The organism is Lysobacter antibioticus HS124, from assembly GCF_000336385.2.
Classification (GTDB): domain Bacteria; phylum Pseudomonadota; class Gammaproteobacteria; order Xanthomonadales; family Xanthomonadaceae; genus Lysobacter; species Lysobacter firmicutimachus.
In genome coordinates this window covers 24,010-43,377 of the sequence record NZ_HG424620.1, presented here as the reverse complement: position 1 = coordinate 43,377, position 19,368 = coordinate 24,010, and the positions used below count along the sequence as shown (strand labels likewise).

The following is a 19,368-nucleotide window of genomic DNA, read 5'->3' as shown; positions in this document are numbered from 1 at the left end:
CGGCCGCCCAGGAATCGGGCACCTGGACGAGTCCGACCGCACTCCGCCTTAGCTAACGCCTGGGGCACACGGGCGTGAATCGTGCGGACGGCGAGGGCTGCTGCGAACGGCGGCAAAGCTTGGCCGCATTGCCGCGACGTTCAGCCGAGCATTCGCGGGCGTGCCGCGGTGCGGTTGACGATCAGCGGCGTACCACGAGGACGGCGCAGCGCCGATCGACCGGCACCCGATGTCCGAATCGGCGGTCGATGCCGGCTCTGCGCCCGTCGGTCGTCCGCTGGACGCGCGCCCGGGGGCCGGAACGCTCGCTATCGTTCTACCGGCGATCCGCCGCAGCCGGTTCGCCGCTGCGGTATTCGAAGCGCACCTCGCGCATACCGTCCTTCACCTGCGGCAGCGAAGGCTCCGCGCCGGTGCAGCCACGGTAGAGGCGACCTTGCAAGGCCATGGCCAGCGTCTGCAGCTTGACTGCATCGACCTGCGATCCATCGCGCACCACGACGCGATCGGGCAGTACCCAGGCCACCGCGTTGCCCTCCACGGAAGACGTCGCCAGCGCTTTCCGCGGCGCTCGCGCGCTCTGGGCCAGGGTTTCGACCGGCGGCGGCGACCAGCAGCTGCCGCTGCTGCCGATGTCCAGCCGCGCCAGCATGTCGCGCGCGAGCTGCTCCAGCGCCTGGCGCACCTGGGCTCGGCCGTACTTGGCGGTCTCGGCGCTGTAGCGAAACTTGATGGCATACATCCGATCCACGGCGAACACCATCGCCGAACTGAGCGCCTTGCCGTCGCGGACATAGGCGAAATCCAGCGCATAGGCTGCGATGCCCTCGTCCGCGGCGCTGAGGCCGGGCCCGGGCCCGCCGCCGTCGTCGTGCTCGATCGGCACGGAGAATCTGTTCAATGCCGTCATATCCTGCGGACCGGCCATCGACTTGCCCCAGGTATCGAGCAACGCCTGGCGTTCGGCCTCGGCCATCTTCGCCGTATCGGCAGCGGACGACACGCCGACGGGATAGAAATACACGTCGATCCAGCCGCTGTCGTCGCCAACGCGCTCGAACCGCACCGAAGCGCCGGCCTCCTGCCGGTCGTAACGCTTTTCCGCCCGCATCTCCCACTCGCCGGAACGAAGCGGATACACCACATGCGAGTGGCGAAGGAAACCGCCCAGAAAGACCGGGCTGGACGGCTCCGGCACGGCCGCCGATCCGCTCGGCGCGGCGGCGGCCGCCTCCGCGCTGCCGCAGTTCTGCTCCACCTTCGGCGCCAGATAGGCCCGCAGCGTGCCCGCCTCGCGCTGGGCGATCAACGCATCCAAGCGCGGCGCCTTCGCCCTTGCATCCCGGGCGACGAATGCGGCGTAGGCGCGCAACGCGCTTTCGACCCCCGCCACTTGCTTGGCGAGCTCGCCGGCGTCGGCGCCAGCTTCGATCTGGAATGCGGCATTGCCGTAAATCATCTGCACCGACAGCTCGCTCTCGTGCGGCACGCCATCGCCGCCCGCGGCGGCGAAATCGAGCAGATCGCAAACCGCGATGGAGTAGGCGCGCGTCTGGATCGCCCATCGGGTCAGCCATCGGCGAAGTTCGGGCGCGTCGGCGCGGTCGGGTGCCGCCTCCAGCTCGCGGGTGTATCGCACGACCCGCGCCTCGTCCGATTCCGACGACACTGCCGCTGCGGCGCCCGGCATCTGCGCGCCGGCGCCCGCCGAGGCGAGCAGCAAGGAAAATGCCAGCCCTACGTGCAGCGCGAAGCCGCCCAATCGGTGCGATGTCATTTTGTTCGTCCTTGCCGGCGCGGGCTGCCGTCCCGTGCGGGAGATTATCGATGGATGCTCGGTCGCGAGCCTGACCCGCGGCATCGGCGCTCGTATTCCGCACGCGCCAAACAAAAAGGGCCTGCAGTCCGGGCGGACAATGCAAGCCCTTGATTTTATTGGTGCCGGAAACAGGAGTCGAACCTGCGACCTACGCATTACGAATGCGCCGCTCTACCAACTGAGCTATTCCGGCGAAGGACGGCAATTCTAGGCGGCCGGGGCTTGAGCGGTCAATTCTGGCGGCGACAGGTCCGCGTCGCCTCGCCCGCGATCGGACTCGGCGATAAGCGAAGCTGGTCAGCTTCCGCCCGCTCCTCAGGCCACGACGGTCACAGCCCGCAGGGCGACGGCAAAGCCGGGCTCCGCTCTTTCACGCGATCGACGTGCGCCACGTTCCGGGCCCGCAGGCCGGCGACTTTCGCCTCCACCTCGGCGCTGGCCAGGGCGACGTCCTGCTGGAAGAACACCCAGTCGATGTCTTCCTGGTACTCGCGCAGTTCCGGGGAATCGACCGGGCCCAGCGAGCCGTCCGCGCCCTTGGGCATGAACCACAAGTTGAAGTTGATCGACATGAAGTCTTCCGGGTACACGGCGCTGCTGTGCTCGGAGAACAGCTGGCCGTCGACGTAGTAGCGGACCTTGTCGTCGGCGACCGTCAGCACCAGGGTGCGCCAGCCGGCGTAGCTGCCCTGCTTGCGCGAGAACTCGTTCACCTTGGTCCACGGCTCCAGTTGGAACGTTTCCCAAGTGGTGGTCCACATCGCCGGCATGGTGTTTTCGCCCCAGCCGCCATTGGGCAGATATTCGAAATCGGTCTCGCTGTAGTCCTTGTCCATCGGCGCCTTGAGCGGGCTGATGGCGTAGAAGGTCTGGATCACCTCGTCGCCGTCCGGGCCGAAGCTCGGCGCATCGCGGAAGAAGATCCGCGCGGCGTAGGTGCCTTCGCGATACTTGCGCGCGTGGCAGAACTGGGTGTGGCGGGTGTTCTCGCCCGTGCCGTCGGTGACCGAGCTCATCCTCACCGCGCCGGCCTGGGTATCGGCAATGTCCGAGTGGAACGACAGGCCTTGCGCGGACCAGGTCGCGCCCTTGATGCCCGGATGGCCGGTTTCCGTCCTCACCTTCCAGCCGTTGGCCTGGAACGCGGCCAGATCCGGATAGCTGAAATCGTCGAAAAAGACTGCGTCCGCCGCCGGCGCCGGCTGCGGGGCCGACGTTTGCGCGGGTTCGGAGGCCTGTCCGGCCGGGGCGCCGGTGTTCGAATCGCAACCGGCGACGGCGATGGATGCAGCGACGATGCTCGCGAGGAAAGTACGGTGCAGCCCCATGGTGTCGTCCTTTGTCGGTGACCGGTCGATGGCGATAGATCGAGCGGAGCAATCTCCCGCACAGAAGACAACGTTGTCAAATCGAGACATCGAACGACGCGAGACCGCCGATTCCGGGCGAACCCTAGCGCCCTCCCCTTCGCCGCGGCCGGGCCGCCGGCGCTACAGGTCCCAGGCGTTCCCGGCCAGGATTCGCCCGGTCAGCGCGGTCCCCGAGCGAGGCTGCAAGCGGAGGATGTCGCCGTCGGCTTCGACGCCGAAGCACTCGTTCGCGGTGAATTCCAGGCGCCGCACGCTGGCGGGCACGTCGCTCAGGCACAGCAGCCCCAGGTCGTCGCGCAGCAGCCATTGCAGCGGACGCACGGTGCCGGCCGAGCCGGCGCCGCGCAGCGCGACCCGGCCCTCGCCGTCGGGCAGCAAGCGAATTCCGCGTTCCCGCTCCGGCCGGTCGCGATGGCGCACCACCAGGGTCTGCCCGACCAGCCGCGCCCGCAGCCGCCGGGCGGCCTCGCGGGCCGGGGCCGACAGCCGGCGCGGGTCGCCGGCCAACACACGGCCGTACGCGCCGCCACCGTTGCTCATGCGCCAGGCCATGCGATCGCCGGTGAGCCGGACGCTGCGGCAATCGCCCTGTTCGGGCGAGCGTTCTTCCACCCCGATGCACAGGCCGCGCTCGGGCGTGAAGGTCCATCGGAACGAGCGCAGCGAGGCGCCGGCGATGCGATCGGCGCTATTTCCGGGGTCCGGCACCAGCATCTGCCCGCGGCCGCGCGGTTCGAAACGGTAGGCGCCGGATTCGGTACCGCTTGGTCTGTCGTCGCCCAGCACCGCTACGACGAAGGTGCGGCCGATCAGGGCTTCGACCGCGTCCCGCCCGGCGAGCGCGCGCACCGGACGCTGCAGCCAGCGCTGCTCCAGGTTCCAGGCATCGCCGGCCAGCACCTGTCCGGTACCGGCGCGCCCGTCTTCGCCGGTCCAGCTCGCCCGGTCGCCGTCGACCGCGACGACGCGGCAATCGGCCTCGCGGTAAGAACGTTCGGGGGCGTGGGTACAGAACCGGCCGTCCGAGCGCGAATACCACTTCAGCGGTCGCGGCGGTCCGATCCGATCGCCGTCGCGCAACGCGCTCCAGCCGCTGCCGTCGTAGGCGAAGAAGCTGGCCTTATGCGCTTGCACGCCTGCGGCTTCGACCAGGGTGTTCTCGGCCAGGGCGTAGACCGGCGCGATCGCCGCGCCGGGGGCGCGCTCGGCGGCGTGCAGCAGCGGCACGGCCGCAGCCAACAATGCCGCCATCGGCCGGCGCATCGCGTCGAACATCGGTCCTCTCCCTGGGCCATCGTGGTCGCGCCGCCGGTGCGGCGCCGATCGCGGCATTCTGCCGCCTAGCCGCTCCGCGAGGAAATCCGGCCTGCGGATTGGGGCGATTCTTTGGCTCTTGCTTTTGCCAATCCCTAATCCCTAATCCCTAATCCCCAATCCCCAACCCTCAATCCACCAACTGCAGGCGCAATTCCTTGGGCAGGGCGAACACCATGTCTTCCGGTTCGCCGTCGAGTTCGGAAACCCGCTCCGCGCCGAGTTCGCGCAGGCGCTCGATCACTCCGCGCACCAGCACCTCCGGCGCGGACGCGCCGGCGGTGATGCCGATGCGGCGACGGCCTTCGACCCACTTGGGATCGATCTCGACCGCACCGTCGATCAGATGCGCTTCGACGCCGTCGCGCTCGGCCAGTTCGCGCAGACGGTTGGAATTGGAGCTGTTCGGCGAGCCGACCACCAGCACCAGGTCGCAGTGCTGGGCCAATTCGCGCACCGCGTCCTGGCGGTTCTGGGTGGCGTAGCAGATGTCGTCCTTCTTCGGCCCCTGCAGCGCCGGGAACTTGGCGCGCAAGGCCTCGATCACGCCGCGGGTGTCGTCGACCGACAAGGTGGTCTGGGTGGTGTAGGCCAGATTCTCCGGCTGATCGACCACCAGCCGGGCGACGTCGTCGGCGTCCTCGACCAGGTAGATCCGGCCCGAACCGGCCTCGCGCCGCCACTGGCCCATCGTGCCTTCGACTTCCGGGTGGCCTTCATGGCCGATCAGGACCACGTCGCGGCCGGCGCGGCAATGGCGCGAGACTTCCAGATGGACCTTGGTCACCAGCGGGCAGGTCGCGTCGAACACCTTCAGCCCGCGCCGGTCGGCCTCGGCGCGCACCGCCTTGGACACGCCGTGGGCGCTGAAGATCACGGTCGCGCCGTCGGGCACTTCGTCGAGTTCCTCGACGAAGATCGCGCCGCGGTGCTTGAGGTCGTCGACCACGAAACGGTTGTGCACCACTTCGTGGCGCACGTAGATCGGCGCGCCCAGGGTTTCGATGGCGCGCTTGACGATTTCGATCGCGCGATCGACGCCGGCGCAGAAGCCGCGGGGGTTGGCGAGGATGACGTCCATGGGGGCGATTGTACTCCCGTCGGCAAGCGGGCGCTTTCGGCGGCCCGGCGGAAAGAAGCCGGGGGCGGGCAATCGGAAACGAGTCCGCCGTTCGCGGCCGACTCGTTTCTGCTTACTCGCTGCCCGCTTTCTCGGGCTTGCTGAACAACCCGTAAGCCGCGATCCCGATCGCGCCGGCGACGATCGCCGAGTCGGCGATGTTGAACGAGGGCCAATGGTAGTCGCGCCAGTACCACTGGATGAAGTCGACCACATGGCCGTGCATCAGCCGGTCGATCACGTTGCCGATCGCGCCGCCGATCACCAGGGCGTACGGCAGCGCGGTCTTCCAGTCGCCGCGGCGGGTGCGCGACAGCCAGAACCCGAGCAGGCCGCTGATCGCCACCGCCAGGACCATGAAGAAGTACTTCTGCCAGCCGCCGGCGTCGCTGAGGAAGCTGAAGGCCGCGCCGGTGTTGTAGCTGCGGTACCAGTTCCAGAACCCGTCGATCACCGGCACCGGCGTGTACTCGGGCAGCGAGGCCAGCACCCAGGCCTTGCTCCACTGGTCCAGGGCGATGACCGCGATCGAGACGATCAGCCACGGCAGCGCGCTCTTGTCGGGTCGGTGGGCGGTATCGGTCATCGGTGAGGCATCCGCAGAAAACGACTGAAAGGGTGGAGCTCGCAAGCGAGCGGCGAAAGCGGACCGGCCGTGCTCGCGCGCGCCCTCGGACGCGCGCGAGCACGGGGGCTCAGAACCAGCGCCGGTCCTCGCCCTCGCCGGCCACGTTGCTCACGCAACGGCCGCACAGCTCCGGATGCGCCGCGTCGGCGCCGACGTCGGCGCGGTAATGCCAGCAGCGCACGCACTTGCTCTTGGCGGTCGGCGCGGCCAGCACGGCGATGTCCTTGATGCCGTCGTCGGCGATCACTTCGACGTCGCCGCTGATGAACAGGAAACGCAGTTCGTCGGCCAGCGGCGCCAGCCAGTTCTGGTCGGCGACGCCACAGCGCAGCGAGATCTCAGCCTCGAGCGCGGCGCCGATCTCGCCGGCGGCGCGCATCGGCTCCAGCACCTTGGCCACGCCTTCGCGCAGCGCCAGCAGGCGTTCGAAATCCTCGGCCGACAAGGGCGCATCGGCCGGCAGCAGGGCCAGGCCGTCGTACCAGGTCGCGAACAACACGTTGCCGGCGCGCGCGCCGCGCTCGGTGGCCGCCGGCAGATGGCGCCACATCTCGTCGGCGGTGAAGGCCAGGATCGGCGCGATCCAGCGCACGAAGGCCTCGGCGATGCGGTACATCGCGCTCTGCGCCGAACGCCGGCCGAGCGAGTCCTCGCGCATCGTGTACAGGCGGTCCTTGGTCACGTCCAGGTACAACGACCCCAGGTCGACGCTGCAGAAATTCGACAGCAGCTGCACGATCTCGGCGAAGTCGTAGCGCTCGTAGGCCGAAGCGATGCGGTCCTGCAGTTCGGCGGCGCGATGGACGATGTAGCGGTCCAGCGCGACCATGTCCTGCAGCGCGACCAGGTGGTGCGCCGGATCGAAGCCGCTGAGGTTGCCGAGCAGGAAGCGCGCGGTGTTGCGGATGCGGCGGTAAACGTCGCCGTTCTGCTTGAGGATCTTGTCCGACACCGACATCTCGCCGCTGAAGTCGGTCGCCGCGACCCACAGGCGCAGCACGTCGGCGCCCATCGCGTCGATCACCTTCTGCGGCACGACCACGTTGCCCAGCGACTTGGACATCTTCTTGCCGTGCTCGTCGACGGCGAAGCCGTGGGTCAGCACCTGCCGGTACGGCGCCGCGCCGTCCATCGCCACGCCGCTGAGCAGCGCGCTGTGGAACCAGCCGCGGTGCTGGTCGGAGCCTTCCAGGTACAGGTCGGCCGGCTTGCGCAGGCCGTCCTGCGGCCGCTGCGCCAGCACGCACTCGTGGCTGGTGCCCGAATCGAACCAGACATCGAGGATGTCGTTGACCTTTTCGTAGTCGCCGGCCTCGTCGCCGAGCAGTTGTTCGGCGGTCATCGCGTACCAGGCGTCGACGCCTTCGCGCTCCACCGCGTCGGCGACCTGGCGCATGATCTCGACCGTGCGCGGATGCGGCTGGCCGCTCTCGCGATGGAAGAACAGTGCGATCGGCACGCCCCAGTAGCGCTGGCGCGAGATGGTCCAGTCCGGACGCCCCTCGATCATGTTGTAGATGCGCGCCTCGCCCCAGCCCGGGATCCAGGTCACGCCCGGGATCGCCGCCAGCGCGTCGCCGCGCAGGCCGGCCTGCTCCATCGAGATGAACCACTGCGGGGTGGCGCGGAACACCACCGGCGTTTTGTGCCGCCAGCAGTGCGGATAGCTGTGCTTGAGCCGGCCGGCGGCGAGCAGCGCGCCGCCCTCGCGCAGGATCTGCAGCAGCAAGGCGTCGCTCTTGAAGATGTGTTGGCCGGCCAGCACGTGCTCGCCCACGCCCGGCGTCGACGGCAGGTACTTGCCGCGGCCATCGACCGGATTGATCTGGGCCGCGCTGTAGCGCTCGATCAGGCCGTACTTCAGCGACACCGCATAGTCTTCCTGGCCGTGGCCGGGCGCGGTGTGCACCGCGCCGGTGCCGGCGTCGGTGGTGACGTGGTCGCCGAGCAGCACCGGGATCTCGCGATCGGCGTAGAACGGATGCCGCAGGCGCAGGCCTTCGAAAGCCTCGCCCTTGTGCGAGGACCAGTCGCGGGTCTCGACGCTGTGGCCCTGCTTGAGCGCTTCCGGCGCGGTGATCGCGGCGAGCACGCCGCCGATCAGTTCGCTGGCGACCAGCAGGTACTCCGGACGCTGCGCCGACTCCTTGAACAAGGCCGCTTCGCTGGGCTCGATCCGCACCAACGAGTACTCGACCTGCGGCCCCATCGACACCGCCAGGCTGGCCGGCAGGGTCCACGGCGTGGTGGTCCAGATCGGCACCGACAGGGGCGCGCCGTCGTCCTCCAGGCCGAACACCTCGAACACGCGCTTGCGGTCGAGCACCGGGTAGCGCACGTAGATCTGGGTCGATTCCTTGTCCTGGTATTCGATCTCGGCCTCGGCCAGGGCCGAGCCGCAGTCGAAGCACCAGTGCACCGGCTTGGAGCCGCGCACCAGATGGCCGCGTTCGACGATCTTGGCCAGCGAACGCATGATGTCCGCCTCGTAGCGGAAATCCATGGTCCGATAGGGATTGTCCCAGTCGCCGATCACGCCCAAGCGCTTGAAGTCGCGGCGCTGCAGCTCGATCTGGCTGGCCGCGTATTCGCGGCACTTGGCGCGGAACTGGGCGGCGTCGAGCTTGTCGCCGACCTTGCCGAACTCCTTCTCGACCTTGGTCTCGATCGGCAGGCCGTGGCAGTCCCAGCCCGGCACGTAGGGCGCGTCGAAGCCGGCCAGCAGCTTGGACTTGACCACGATGTCCTTGAGCACCTTGTTGACCGCGTGGCCGATGTGGATCTCGCCGTTGGCGTAGGGCGGGCCGTCGTGCAGGACGAAGCTGCGCTCGCGGTCTTTGACCTGTTCGCGAATCCGCTGGTACAGGCCCTCGCTTTCCCAGCGCGCCAGGGTCTCCGGCTCGCGCTTGGGCAGGTCGCCGCGCATCGGGAACTCAGTCGCCGGCAGCAGCAGGGTCGCCTTGTACGGGTTGGCGGGGGCGGATTGGTTCGGATCGTTGGTCACAGCGGGTCTCAGGCAGGTGGGGTCGCGGCCGCGCGCACGGCCGGCGACGGCGCGCCGACGCGCGGAGCGTCCAATCGCAACAGCGCGCGGGCCTGTTCGGCGTCGCGGTGCATTTGCTCGGTCAGGGACGGCAGATCGGGGAACTTCAGTTCGGGACGCAGGTGGGCGACGAACTCGACCTCGATCCTGCGACCGTACAGGTCGCCGTCGAAATCGAACAGGTGCGCTTCCAGCAAAGGCTCGACCCCGGCCACGGTCGGCCGGGTGCCCAGGCTCGACACCGACGCCCGCGGACGGTCGCCGACGCCGTGCACCCAGGTCGCGTAGATGCCGGACAGGGCCGGCGTCTTGCCGGCGAAGCGCAAGTTGGCGGTGGGAAACCCCAGCGTGCGGCCGAGCTGCTGGCCGCGCACCACCCGCCCGCCGATCGCATAGGGACGGCCCAGCCAACGCGCCGCGGCGGCGAAGTCGCCGGCCAGCAGCGCCTCGCGGATGCGGGTGCTGGACACGCGCTCGCCGTCGAGCAGCACCGGCTCGATTTCGTGCGCGGAAAACCCGCCCGCCTCGCCCATCCGCCGCAACAGCGCGATGTCGCCGCCGCGGGCCTTGCCGAAGCGGAACTCCGGGCCGACCCAGACTTCGCGCGCGCCGACGCGCTCGATCAACACCCGGCGCACGAAATCCTCGGCGCTGAGGCTGCTGAGCGCGCGGCCGAAGCGCAGCAGGCCGACCCGGTCCACGCCCAGGTCGAGCAGGCCCTGCGCCTTGGCGCGCGGCAACAGCAGCCGCGGCGGCGGAGCGGCCGGGGCGAAGAACTCGCGCGGCAGCGGTTCGAAGCTCAGCGCGACTGCACCGAGGCCCTGCGCCCGCGCGCGCGCGATCGTGTGGCGCACCAGCGCGCGATGCCCGAGGTGCAGGCCATCGAAGGCGCCGATGCAGACCACACTGCCGTGCGGGCAGACCTGCCCGCCTTCGACGTCACGAAACAGCCTGCTCATTGGATCTGGCGTGGGGACCCGGGCCGGCCGGGTTCAGCTCGAAGGATGAACCCGGAAGTATAGCCGCCGGCCGCGACTCTCAACGGTACGGACTGCGGCGGCACGCGCGGGCTCAATGCCCGCGCAGATCGCGCGGACGGATGCCCTGCAGCCACAGCGCCGCGCCGTAGGCCGCGCCGCCGGCGCCGACCACCACCGCCAGCTTCCAGGCCCGCTCCCACCACGGCCAACCGGTCCAGCCGGTCCAGACCCACAGCAGCGCCAGCACCACCGCGCTCAGGGCCAGGCTGGCGACGGCGATCTGGCGCAGGAAGCGGCCCCAACCGGGCTGACGCCGATACACGCGGGCGCGGCGCAGATACCAGGCCAGTTGCAGCGCGTTGACCCAGCCGGCGATGGCGATCGCCGCGGCCAGGCCGGCATGCGCGCCGGGCACCCGCCCCAGCGCCTGGGTCAGGCTCGCCCCGGACGCCAGCGCGGCGCGGCCGGCGTCGGTGCAGTACACCGCGGCCAGCAACAGACCGACCGTGCTCAGCAGGTTCACCGCCACCGACACCACCGCGGCCTTCACCGGGGTCTTGGTGTCCTGGCGCGAATAGAACGCCGGCGCCAGCACCTTGACCAGCAGGAACGCCGGCACCGCCAGCGACTGCGCCATCAGACTGAGCCGGATCATCGCGGTGTCGCCGGCATTGAGCCGGCCGTACTGGAACAGCGCGGCGATCAGCGCCTCGGCGCACAGCACCAGGCCCAGGCAGGCCGGCACGCCGATCAGCAGGCACAACCGGAATCCCCAATCCAGGCCCTTGGAATAGCCTTCGCTGTCGGTCGCGGCATGGCGCTTGGACAGGTGCGGCAGGATCACCGTGCCGATCGCGACCCCGAACATGCCCAGCGGAAACTCCAGCAGACGGTCGGTGAGATACAGCCAGGTCACGCTGCCGGCGATCAGGAACGAGGCCATCGCGGTGTTGAGCAGCAGATTGAGCTGGGCCACCGACGAACCGAACAGGGTCGGCACCATCAACCGCATGATCTTGCGTACGCCCGTATGCGCCCCGCCCCAGCGCGGCCGCGGCAGCAGGCCGAGCTTGGCCAGCGCCGGCAGTTGGAACGCCAGCTGCAGCACGCCGGCCACGAACACGCCCCAGGCCAGGGCCAGCACCGGCTCGATCCCGAGCGGGGCCATGACCGTGCTGGCGCAGATCGCGGCGGCGATCATCGACAGGTTCAGCAGCACCGGCGACAGGGCCGGAACGGCGAATTTCTCGTAACTGTTGAGCACCCCGCCGACCAGCGAGGCCAGGGAGATGAACAAGGCATAGGGGAAGGTGATCTGCAGCATCTGGGTCGCGAGGCGGAACTGCTCGCTGCCCGGCTCGAAGCCGGGGGCGAACACCGCCATGACCCAGGGCGCGGCGAGGATCACCGCCGCGGTCAGCACCAGCAGCGCCGCCGCCAGGGTGCCGGTGACCCGGTCGACCAGTTCCTTGACCGCGGCCTGGTCGTGCTGCTGCTTGTATTCGGCCAGGACCGGGACGAAGGCCATCGAGAACGAGCCCTCGGCGGACAGCCGGCGCATGAAGTTCGGAATCCTGAACGCGACAAAGAACGCGTCCATAGCCGGGCTGGCGCCGAATTGCCAGGCATAGACCTGGTCGCGGACCAGGCCCGAAACCCGGGAAATGAAGGTCATCGCGCTGAACACCAGCGACGACCGCAGCAGCCCCCCACCCCGGCTCATCGGCGGCCTCCACTGGAGTTGACGCAACCCACTGAATCGGCCATACTTTTGGGTCTGATTTTCCGCAACTGCGATTTCAACCGTAGTTCCTCGTCCAGTTTCATCACGCTTTCAACCAAATAATTCCAGGAATCCACCCGTGGCAAACATCAAGTCCGCCAAGAAGCGCGCCAAGCAGACTGTCGTGCGTAACGCCCGCAACGCCAGCCAGCGTTCGATGCTGCGTACCGCCGTCAAGAAGGTGCTGAAGGCCCTCGGCGAGAACGACGCCGCCGGTGCCAAGTCCGCGTTCGACGTCGCTCAGCCGATCCTCGACCGCTTCAGCGCCCGTGGCCTGATCCACAAGAACAAGGCCGCTCGCCACAAGAGCCGCCTGGCCGCGCGCATCAAGGCGCTGGCCACCGCCGCCTGATCCGCCGCCCACCCGGGCAGCGCGACGCAAAAACCCGGCCTCGGCCGGGTTTTTGTTTGCCCGATGCTTTTGCGCCCCACCCTCTGCCGCGCAGGCGCAAGCCGCCATCGTCGCGACGCATGCGCGACGAACGCCGACGCCCCGCCGAAGAAGCGCCGAGGCCGGCACCGCATGCCGCATCGCCGCTCTCGGTGCAGCGGAGTCGAAGCCGGGCGCGACGACGCCGCGGCGCGCGATGCGCCGCGACGGAGACGACGGATTGGAGCGCCGAGCCCGAGGCTCAGGGCACATGGCCGCCGGCGGCGTTCGCGGCCTCCAGGGCCTCTTCGCGCTGGCGGTCGAAGAACGCCATCACGTCCTTCATGATCGGCCAGGTCCCCTCGCGGCCGATCGCCGACACCAGGTACCAGCTGTCTTTCCAGCCGAGCTCGTCGATCACCGCCTGGGCCGCGGCCTGCCGCTCCTCTTCCAGCAACAGGTCGGCCTTGTTGAGGATCAGCCAGCGCGGCTTGGCCAGCAACTCGGGGTCGTGCTTGCGCAGCTCGTTCTCGATCGCGCGCACCTGCTCGGCCGGCGACACGCCCTCCACCCCGCCCTCCATCGGCGCGATGTCGACCAGGTGCAGCAGCAGGCGGGTGCGCTGCAGGTGGCGCAGGAACTGCGCGCCCAGGCCGGCGCCGTCGGCGGCGCCCTCGATCAGGCCCGGAATGTCGGCGATCACGAAGCTGCGGTGCGCTTCGACGCTGACCACGCCCAGGTTCGGATACAAGGTCGTGAACGGATAGTCGGCGACCTTCGGCGTCGCCGCCGAGACCGCGCGGATCAAAGTGCTCTTGCCGGCGTTCGGGAAGCCGAGCAGGCCGACATCGGCGAGCAGCTTCAGCTCGAGCTTGAGCTCGCGCTCTTCGCCCGGCAGACCCGGCAGCGCCTTGCGCGGGGTGCGGTTGACCGAGCTCTTGAAGTGCATGTTGCCGAGCCCGCCCTTGCCGCCGCGCGCGACCAGCAGGCGCTCGCCGTGCGCGGTCAGATCGCCGATGACCTCGTCGGTCTCGACATTGGTGACCACGGTGCCGACCGGCACGGTAATGACCAGATCCTCGCCGCCCTTGCCGTACATCTGCCGGCCCATGCCGTTCTCGCCGCGCTTGGCGCGGAACTGCTTTTGGTGGCGGAAATCGACCAGGGTGTTGAGGTTTTCGTCGGCCTGCAGATACACGCTGCCGCCGTCGCCGCCGTCGCCGCCGTCCGGCCCGCCGAGCGGGATGAACTTCTCGCGACGGAAGCCGACGCAGCCGTTGCCGCCGTTGCCGGCGATGACCTGGATTTCAGCTTCGTCTACGAGTTTCATTGGAGTGGCAATTCGGGATTGGGGATTCGGGATTCGGGATTCGTAAAAGCAAAAGCCTGCCGGAAACATTGTAGGGACACGGGCGCGGAGAATCGCTCTGCGAATCCCCAATCCCGAATCCCCAATCCCGGCCAAAAACGAAAAGCCCCGCCGAAGCGGGGCTCCTCGCGTCGCGTCGCGCCGGAATTACTCGGCGGCGACGATGCTGACGGTGCGGCGCTTCTTCGGGCCCTTGGTCGAGAACTCGACCTTGCCGTCGATCAGCGCGAACAGCGTGTGGTCGCGACCCAGGCCGACGCCGCTGCCGGCGTGGAACTGGGTGCCGCGCTGGCGCACGATGATGTTGCCGGCTTCGATGGCCTGACCGCCGTAGATCTTCACGCCCAGGTACTTCGGGTTGGAGTCGCGGCCGTTGCGGGTGGAACCTACGCCCTTTTTATGTGCCATGGCTGCTGCTCCTTACTTGTTGTCGCCACCGGCGATGCCGGTGATCTCGATTTCGGTGTAGTGCTGACGGTGGCCCATCTGCTTGCGATGGTGCTTGCGGCGGCGGAACTTGACGATGCGCACCTTGTCGGCGCGGCCGTGGCCGACGACCTTGGCGGTGACGCTGGCGCCCTTGAGCGCGTCGCCGATCTTGATGCCTTCGCCGTCGCCCAGCATCAGGACGCTGTCGAACTTGATTTCGCTGCCGGCTTCGACGTCCAGCAGCTCGACGCGGAGCGTCTCGCCTTTCATCACGCGGTATTGCTTACCGCCGGTGACCAGTACTGCGTACATGACCAGATTCCTCTGTAGTTATTTTGGTCCTGCCAGCCCGGACCGGGCAGACAGAAGCGGAATTCTAGGGGAATTCCCCGCCCCGGGTCAAACCGGACCGTCTCCGAATCACACTATCCGGGGAAAAACCCTTGTAAAAAAGCACACTTACGGCATTTTTGCGACCGTTCGTCCGCCCTACGCTGCCGTTTGGTAAAAAGCCCGCCGCCGCCCCCTTCAGCCCCCCTGCCCCGTGATACATCGGCGGCGCGCATCGGGGTTCGTGATGCGCATCCCACTTTTATGGAAAGCACTATGCGCATCGACCTTCTGAACTCCCTTGTCGGCGACGTCGCCCACCGCTTCGGCCTGAGCATGGACCAGGCCCGGCAACTCGCCGGCGTGCTCATCGCCCTGATCTTCGACGAGAAGCGCGGCGGCTTCGCCGGCTTCGTCCATCTGTTCGAGAGCAAGGGCCTCGGCAGCCTGGTGCAGTCCTGGATCGGCACCGGGCCGAACCAGCCGATCAGCGCCCCCCAGGTCGAGCGGGCGTTCGGCGCGCCGCTGATCGGCGCCATCGCCGGCAAGCTCGATGCCCCGGTACCGACCACCGCCGGCGCGATCGGCGCCCTGCTGCCGGGCCTCATCAACGAGCTGACCGAGGGCGGCAAGGCCCCGGCCGGCATCCCCGAGACCCTGCGTTACTGGGTGGCCAGCGTCGCCGACTGGCTCGGCGACCTCGGTCGCTTCGGCTGGGGCGCCCTCGCCGCCGGCGCGGCGGCGGTCGGCGGAGCGGTCGCCGGCGGCGTGCGCGCGGTCGGCCACGCCGCCGACACCACCGTCGACGCGGCGGCCGGCGTGGCGCGCAAGACCGGCCGCGGCCTGGCCGCGTTCCTGCCGTGGCTGATCCTGCTGCTGGCCTTGCTCGCGGCCCTGGCCTGGTTCAAGGGCTGCCAGCGCCAACGCGAAGCCGCGGCCGACGCCTCGGTCTCGACCAGCGCCCCGCTCGGCGCTGAGCCGGCCGCGACCGCGCCGGTCGCGCAAAGCAACGCGCGCTTCAGCTTCGAGAACGCCGAAGGCAAGGCCCGCATCGGCGGCCAGGTCGCCAGCGAGGCCGAAAAGACCAAGCTGCTCGATGCGATCAAGGCCACGTTCGGCGCCGGCAACGTCGAGGGCGACCTGGTCGTCGACGCCGGCACCGCGCCGGCCGGCTGGCTCGATCGCCTGATCGCCTTGCTGCCGGACCTGAAGGCGCGCGGGGTCAAGCTCGGCTTCGACGGCGACAAGATCGACATCGACACCTCCGCGTTGCCGGAAGCCGAGCGCTTCGCCCTGTCGCAGAAGCTGCGCAGCGGCTTCGGCGGGTTCGAGATCAGCGGTCTGTGGGACCAGGCGATGGCGGCGCTGTCTTCGCTCAAGGCCGGCTTCAGCGCCGACGACCTGGTCAAGGCGCTGAACCTGTCGGCGATCTACTTCGACACCGGCTCGGCCAGCATCACCCGCGACAGCTACGAAACCCTGCGCAAGGCCGCCGAAGCGATCAAGGCCGCACCGGCCGGAACCCGCATCGAAGTCGGCGGCCACACCGACGCCACCGGCGACGCCGCCGCCAATCTGCAGTTGTCGCTGGAACGCGCCAATGCGGTCACCGCCAAGCTGGTCGAGCTCGGCGTGCCCGGCGAACAACTGGTGGGCAAGGGCTACGGCCAGGACAAGCCGATCGCCGACAACGCCAGCGAAGAAGGCAAGGCGCGCAACCGCCGCATGGAATTCACCGTGCTGCGCTGAGCCGCGCATGCGCCGGCATCGCATCGATCGGTAGCCGGCGCGCGATCGCTGGTACCGCAGAGGGCGCCGCAAGGCGCCCTCTGCATTGGGGCGGACAGCGCATTCCCTGACGATCGACAGCGCATGCGCCTGCGCGACAGCGCAGACGCGCGCACCGAGATGTTCCCGCACGGACGCGGTTCGCGCCGCCGATCCGCTCGTCGCTCGCCGCCGCGCCGTCGGCTTGCGACGGATACGCCTAGGGTTTCCCCTAGATCGCCGTCGATCGCTTCGTCGACGCATCGCGCAGCGCGCTTCGCGGAGACGTTCGAGCGCACTCGCACGAGACGACGCAGTTCACAGATCCGAAAGAAAATTAGGCGATCCGGAAAAAGATTCGCGCCTTGTCGCCGCATCCTGACGGCCGCGAAAACCCCTTGTTTTCTCCTGTTCAAACGACGCCCGCGCGAGCCCGCGTTGCGCGCCCGATACGTCGCGGTGTGCGCTCAGTCGCATTCATGCGCGTTACACGATTTGCATGACACTTGCACGCGACCGAGAAGCTCCATTAGCTTCGGTCGCGAGCGACTTGCAAGGGGTCGCGCGACAAGGAACAGCGGCATCGAAGGCGCCCGCACGACCCGGGCGACGATGCGGCGGTCGCGTTGTCTCGGGGACTTCCTGCACGTGGCCCGATAGCCAGACCGCCATTCCGCATTGCGCGCGCAAGCACCGCTTGCGCGCAAGACGACGCACTCCGACGTGACGATTCCGCGCAGCGATGCGCGGCTACGGGCGCGTGCGTCCGCGATGCCATGCAGCCGCGACGGCGGCTGCGCAACGCAAACCCGCGACGGCGCGGATCCGTAGCGCCGCCGCGGTCCAAGGCCCGACGCTGATGGGGATGCGAAGGGGATCATGCACAACGAAGATCAAGGATGTTTGTCATGACTCGCAAAGCTCGTTCGTTGAAATGGACCGCGTTGGCCCTGGCCACCGCGGTCGTGGTCGCACCGGTGGCCTACTCCGGCGGCAAGCTGCAGGCCTTCAACAAGGTCCACGGCCCGGCCGCGACGACGTCGAAGAAGGCGGTTAAGAAGGCTGCCGCCGAGACCTACAACCGCTTCATCGTGACCCGCGCGCCCGGCGCGAACGCCAAGCTCAGCGCCGCCGCGGTGAACCAGCAGTACGCCGACGCCGCGACCAAACTCGGCATCGCGATCCGCCCGCTGCGCACCCTGGCCACCGGCGCCAGCCTGATCCGCACCGACAGCAAGCTCAGCACCGCCCAGGTCAAGGACCTGGCGATCGAGCTGATGAAGGACCCCAGCGTGATCGCGGTCGAACCGGACGTGCGCGTGCAGCGCCTGGCGGTGCCGAACGATCCGGGCTATGCCCAGCAATGGCACTACAAGAACGGCCCCGGCGGCCTCAATCTGGAACCGGCCTGGGACCTCAGCGACGGCGACGGCATTGTGGTCGCGGTGCTCGACACCGGCATCACCCCGCACAGCGATCTGAACGCCAATATCGTGCCGGGCTACGATTTCATCGACCTGGATCCGGACGGCACCGACGCGACCGCGGTCGACGGCGACGGCCGCGATCCGGACCCGAACGATCCGGGCGACTGGCACGACGGCGAATGCAACATCTTCGGCATCCCCGAAGACAGCAGCTGGCACGGCACCCACGTCGCCGGCACCATCGCCGCGGTCAGCAACAACAGCCTCGGCGTGGCCGGCGTGGCCCACGGCGCCAAGGTCCAGCCGGTGCGCGTGCTCGGCAAGTGCGGCGGCTGGTCGTCGGACATCATCGACGCGGTGACCTGGGCGTCCGGCGGCACCGTCGACGGCGTGCCGGCCAACCCGACCCCGGCCGAAGTGATCAACCTCAGCCTCGGCGGCAGCGGCGCCTGCAGCGTGGCCTGGCAGACCGCTTTCGACGGCGCGCGCGCGCGCGGCACCACCGTGGTGGTCGCGGCCGGCAACTCCGGCGCCGACGTGGACGGCTTCTCGCCGGCCAACTGCAACAACATCGTCGCCGTATCCGCGGTCGGCCCGACCGGCGCGCTGGCGAGCTACTCCAACTTCGGCGTCAAGGTCGACGTGGCCGCTCCCGGCGGCACCGGCGCGGCCCCGGCCGCCGACAACATCCTGTCGACCCTCAACCTGGGCACCCAGGGCCAGGCCGGCGAAGGCTATGCCTGGATGGCGGGCACCTCGATGGCGGCGCCGCACGTCGCCGGCGTGGTCGCGCTGATGCAGTCGGCGGCGCCGTCGCCGAAGACCCCGGCCGAGATCGAGAAGATCCTGGTCAACACCGCCCACGTCGGCGGCCTGCCGGGCGCCTGCAGCTGGGACAAGTACTGCGGGTCGGGCATCGTCGACGCCCGCCTGGCGGTCGCCGTCGCCGCCGGCAGCGAACCGCTGCCGCCGGATCCGCAGGCGCCGGAACCCGAGCCGCCGACCGAGCTGGAGAACGGCATCACCGTGACCAACATCGAGGTCGCGGCCAACGGCACCGTCAAGTACCAGCTGCTGGTCCCGAACGGCGCCTCCAACCTGCTGTTCGCCATGTACGGCGGCACCGGCGACTCGGACATCTACGTCAAGTACGGCGCCGAGCCGACCAGCACGTCCTACGACTGCCGTCCGTTCACCGCTTCCAACAACGAGACCTGCTTCTTCCCGACCCCGAAGGGCGGCGTGTGGTACGTCCACGTGAAGGGCTACCGCGCTTCGGCCGGCATCTCGCTGTACCCCAGCTTCGTCGACGCGAATTGGCCGCGCCGGGTCGAGGCCAAGGCCAGCGCCCTGCCGAACCACCGCACCTCGGTCAACCTGTCGTGGGAGAAGGGCAAGAAGAACATCGACATCTACCGCAACGGCGCGATCCTCAAGACCGTGCGCAACACCGGCGCCAACACCGATACCTTCCGCATCATCGGCAGCGGCACCATGAGCTACAAGATCTGCAACAACCAGACCCAGGAATGCGCGGATCCGGTCGAGATCCAGTACAACTCCAGCAAGTGATCGCCGCCTAGGCGAGGCGAAGGGCCCGGATCGCCGGGCCCTTCGTT

General features: G+C 68.9%; 14 protein-coding genes and 1 tRNA gene. 3 read left to right on the top strand and 12 right to left on the bottom strand.

Features of this window, described 5'->3' with window-relative positions; genetic code table 11:
- Positions 1–316: 316 nt before the first annotated feature.
- The 9 genes from TX83_RS22045 to murJ form a co-directional block, all read right to left on the bottom strand.
- Complete coding sequence (locus TX83_RS22045; RefSeq protein ID WP_141233642.1) at positions 317–1,777, bottom strand: hypothetical protein; 1,461 nt, start codon at positions 1,775–1,777, stop codon at positions 317–319.
- Positions 1,778–1,936: 159 nt separating this feature from the next.
- Positions 1,937–2,012: transfer RNA gene (locus TX83_RS22040), tRNA-Thr, on the bottom strand.
- A gap of 136 nt (positions 2,013–2,148) precedes the next feature.
- Positions 2,149–3,147, bottom strand: a complete 999-nt coding sequence (locus tag TX83_RS22035) for a glycoside hydrolase family 16 protein (protein WP_064750133.1) — start codon at positions 3,145–3,147, stop codon at positions 2,149–2,151.
- Positions 3,148–3,309: 162 nt separating this feature from the next.
- The gene (locus TX83_RS22030) at positions 3,310–4,464 is read right to left on the bottom strand and encodes a hypothetical protein (protein WP_064750132.1); all 1,155 of its coding nucleotides are present in this window, start codon (positions 4,462–4,464) and stop codon (positions 3,310–3,312) included.
- Positions 4,465–4,633: 169 nt separating this feature from the next.
- Positions 4,634–5,584: a 4-hydroxy-3-methylbut-2-enyl diphosphate reductase gene (ispH, locus tag TX83_RS22025; RefSeq protein ID WP_064750131.1), complete on the bottom strand. Its 951-nt coding sequence runs from the start codon at positions 5,582–5,584 to the stop codon at positions 4,634–4,636.
- 112 nt (positions 5,585–5,696) lie between these two features.
- Entirely contained in the window at positions 5,697–6,209 is a 513-nt protein-coding gene (lspA, locus tag TX83_RS22020; RefSeq protein ID WP_064750130.1) for a signal peptidase II, read from the bottom strand.
- 109 nt (positions 6,210–6,318) lie between these two features.
- A complete protein-coding gene (ileS, locus tag TX83_RS22015) occupies positions 6,319–9,177 on the bottom strand; it encodes an isoleucine--tRNA ligase (protein WP_064750174.1) in 2,859 nt (952 codons plus the stop codon).
- Positions 9,178–9,263: 86 nt separating this feature from the next.
- Positions 9,264–10,253 (bottom strand): bifunctional riboflavin kinase/FAD synthetase, encoded by a 990-nt coding sequence (locus TX83_RS22010; RefSeq protein WP_064750129.1) that lies wholly within the window; start codon positions 10,251–10,253, stop codon positions 9,264–9,266.
- 112 nt (positions 10,254–10,365) lie between these two features.
- Positions 10,366–11,997, bottom strand: a complete 1,632-nt coding sequence (gene murJ, locus TX83_RS22005) for a murein biosynthesis integral membrane protein MurJ (protein WP_064750128.1) — start codon at positions 11,995–11,997, stop codon at positions 10,366–10,368.
- 139 nt (positions 11,998–12,136) lie between these two features.
- Between murJ and rpsT the strand changes: the two genes are divergently transcribed.
- Positions 12,137–12,409: a 30S ribosomal protein S20 gene (gene rpsT, locus TX83_RS22000; RefSeq protein ID WP_064750127.1), complete on the top strand. Its 273-nt coding sequence runs from the start codon at positions 12,137–12,139 to the stop codon at positions 12,407–12,409.
- A 280-nt stretch (positions 12,410–12,689) separates the two neighbouring features.
- On the opposite strand, the gene cgtA is transcribed toward rpsT, so the two are convergent.
- The 3 genes from cgtA to rplU form a co-directional block, all read right to left on the bottom strand.
- Complete coding sequence (cgtA, locus tag TX83_RS21995) at positions 12,690–13,757, bottom strand: Obg family GTPase CgtA (RefSeq protein ID WP_064750126.1); 1,068 nt, start codon at positions 13,755–13,757, stop codon at positions 12,690–12,692.
- Positions 13,758–13,943: 186 nt separating this feature from the next.
- Entirely contained in the window at positions 13,944–14,204 is a 261-nt protein-coding gene (rpmA, locus tag TX83_RS21990) for a 50S ribosomal protein L27 (RefSeq protein ID WP_064750125.1), read from the bottom strand.
- Between the two features lie 12 nt (positions 14,205–14,216).
- Positions 14,217–14,537, bottom strand: coding sequence for a 50S ribosomal protein L21 (gene rplU / locus TX83_RS21985; RefSeq protein WP_064750124.1), 321 nt, complete (start codon positions 14,535–14,537; stop codon positions 14,217–14,219).
- Between the two features lie 294 nt (positions 14,538–14,831).
- Here rplU and TX83_RS21980 point away from each other — a divergent pair, with 294 nt between their 5' ends.
- Together TX83_RS21980 and TX83_RS21975 are read left to right on the top strand one after the other, a co-directional pair.
- Complete coding sequence (locus TX83_RS21980; RefSeq protein WP_064750123.1) at positions 14,832–16,304, top strand: OmpA family protein; 1,473 nt, start codon at positions 14,832–14,834, stop codon at positions 16,302–16,304.
- Positions 16,305–17,230: 926 nt separating this feature from the next.
- The gene (locus TX83_RS21975; RefSeq protein WP_186442692.1) at positions 17,231–19,321 is read left to right on the top strand and encodes a S8 family peptidase; all 2,091 of its coding nucleotides are present in this window, start codon (positions 17,231–17,233) and stop codon (positions 19,319–19,321) included.
- Positions 19,322–19,368: the final 47 nt, after the last annotated feature.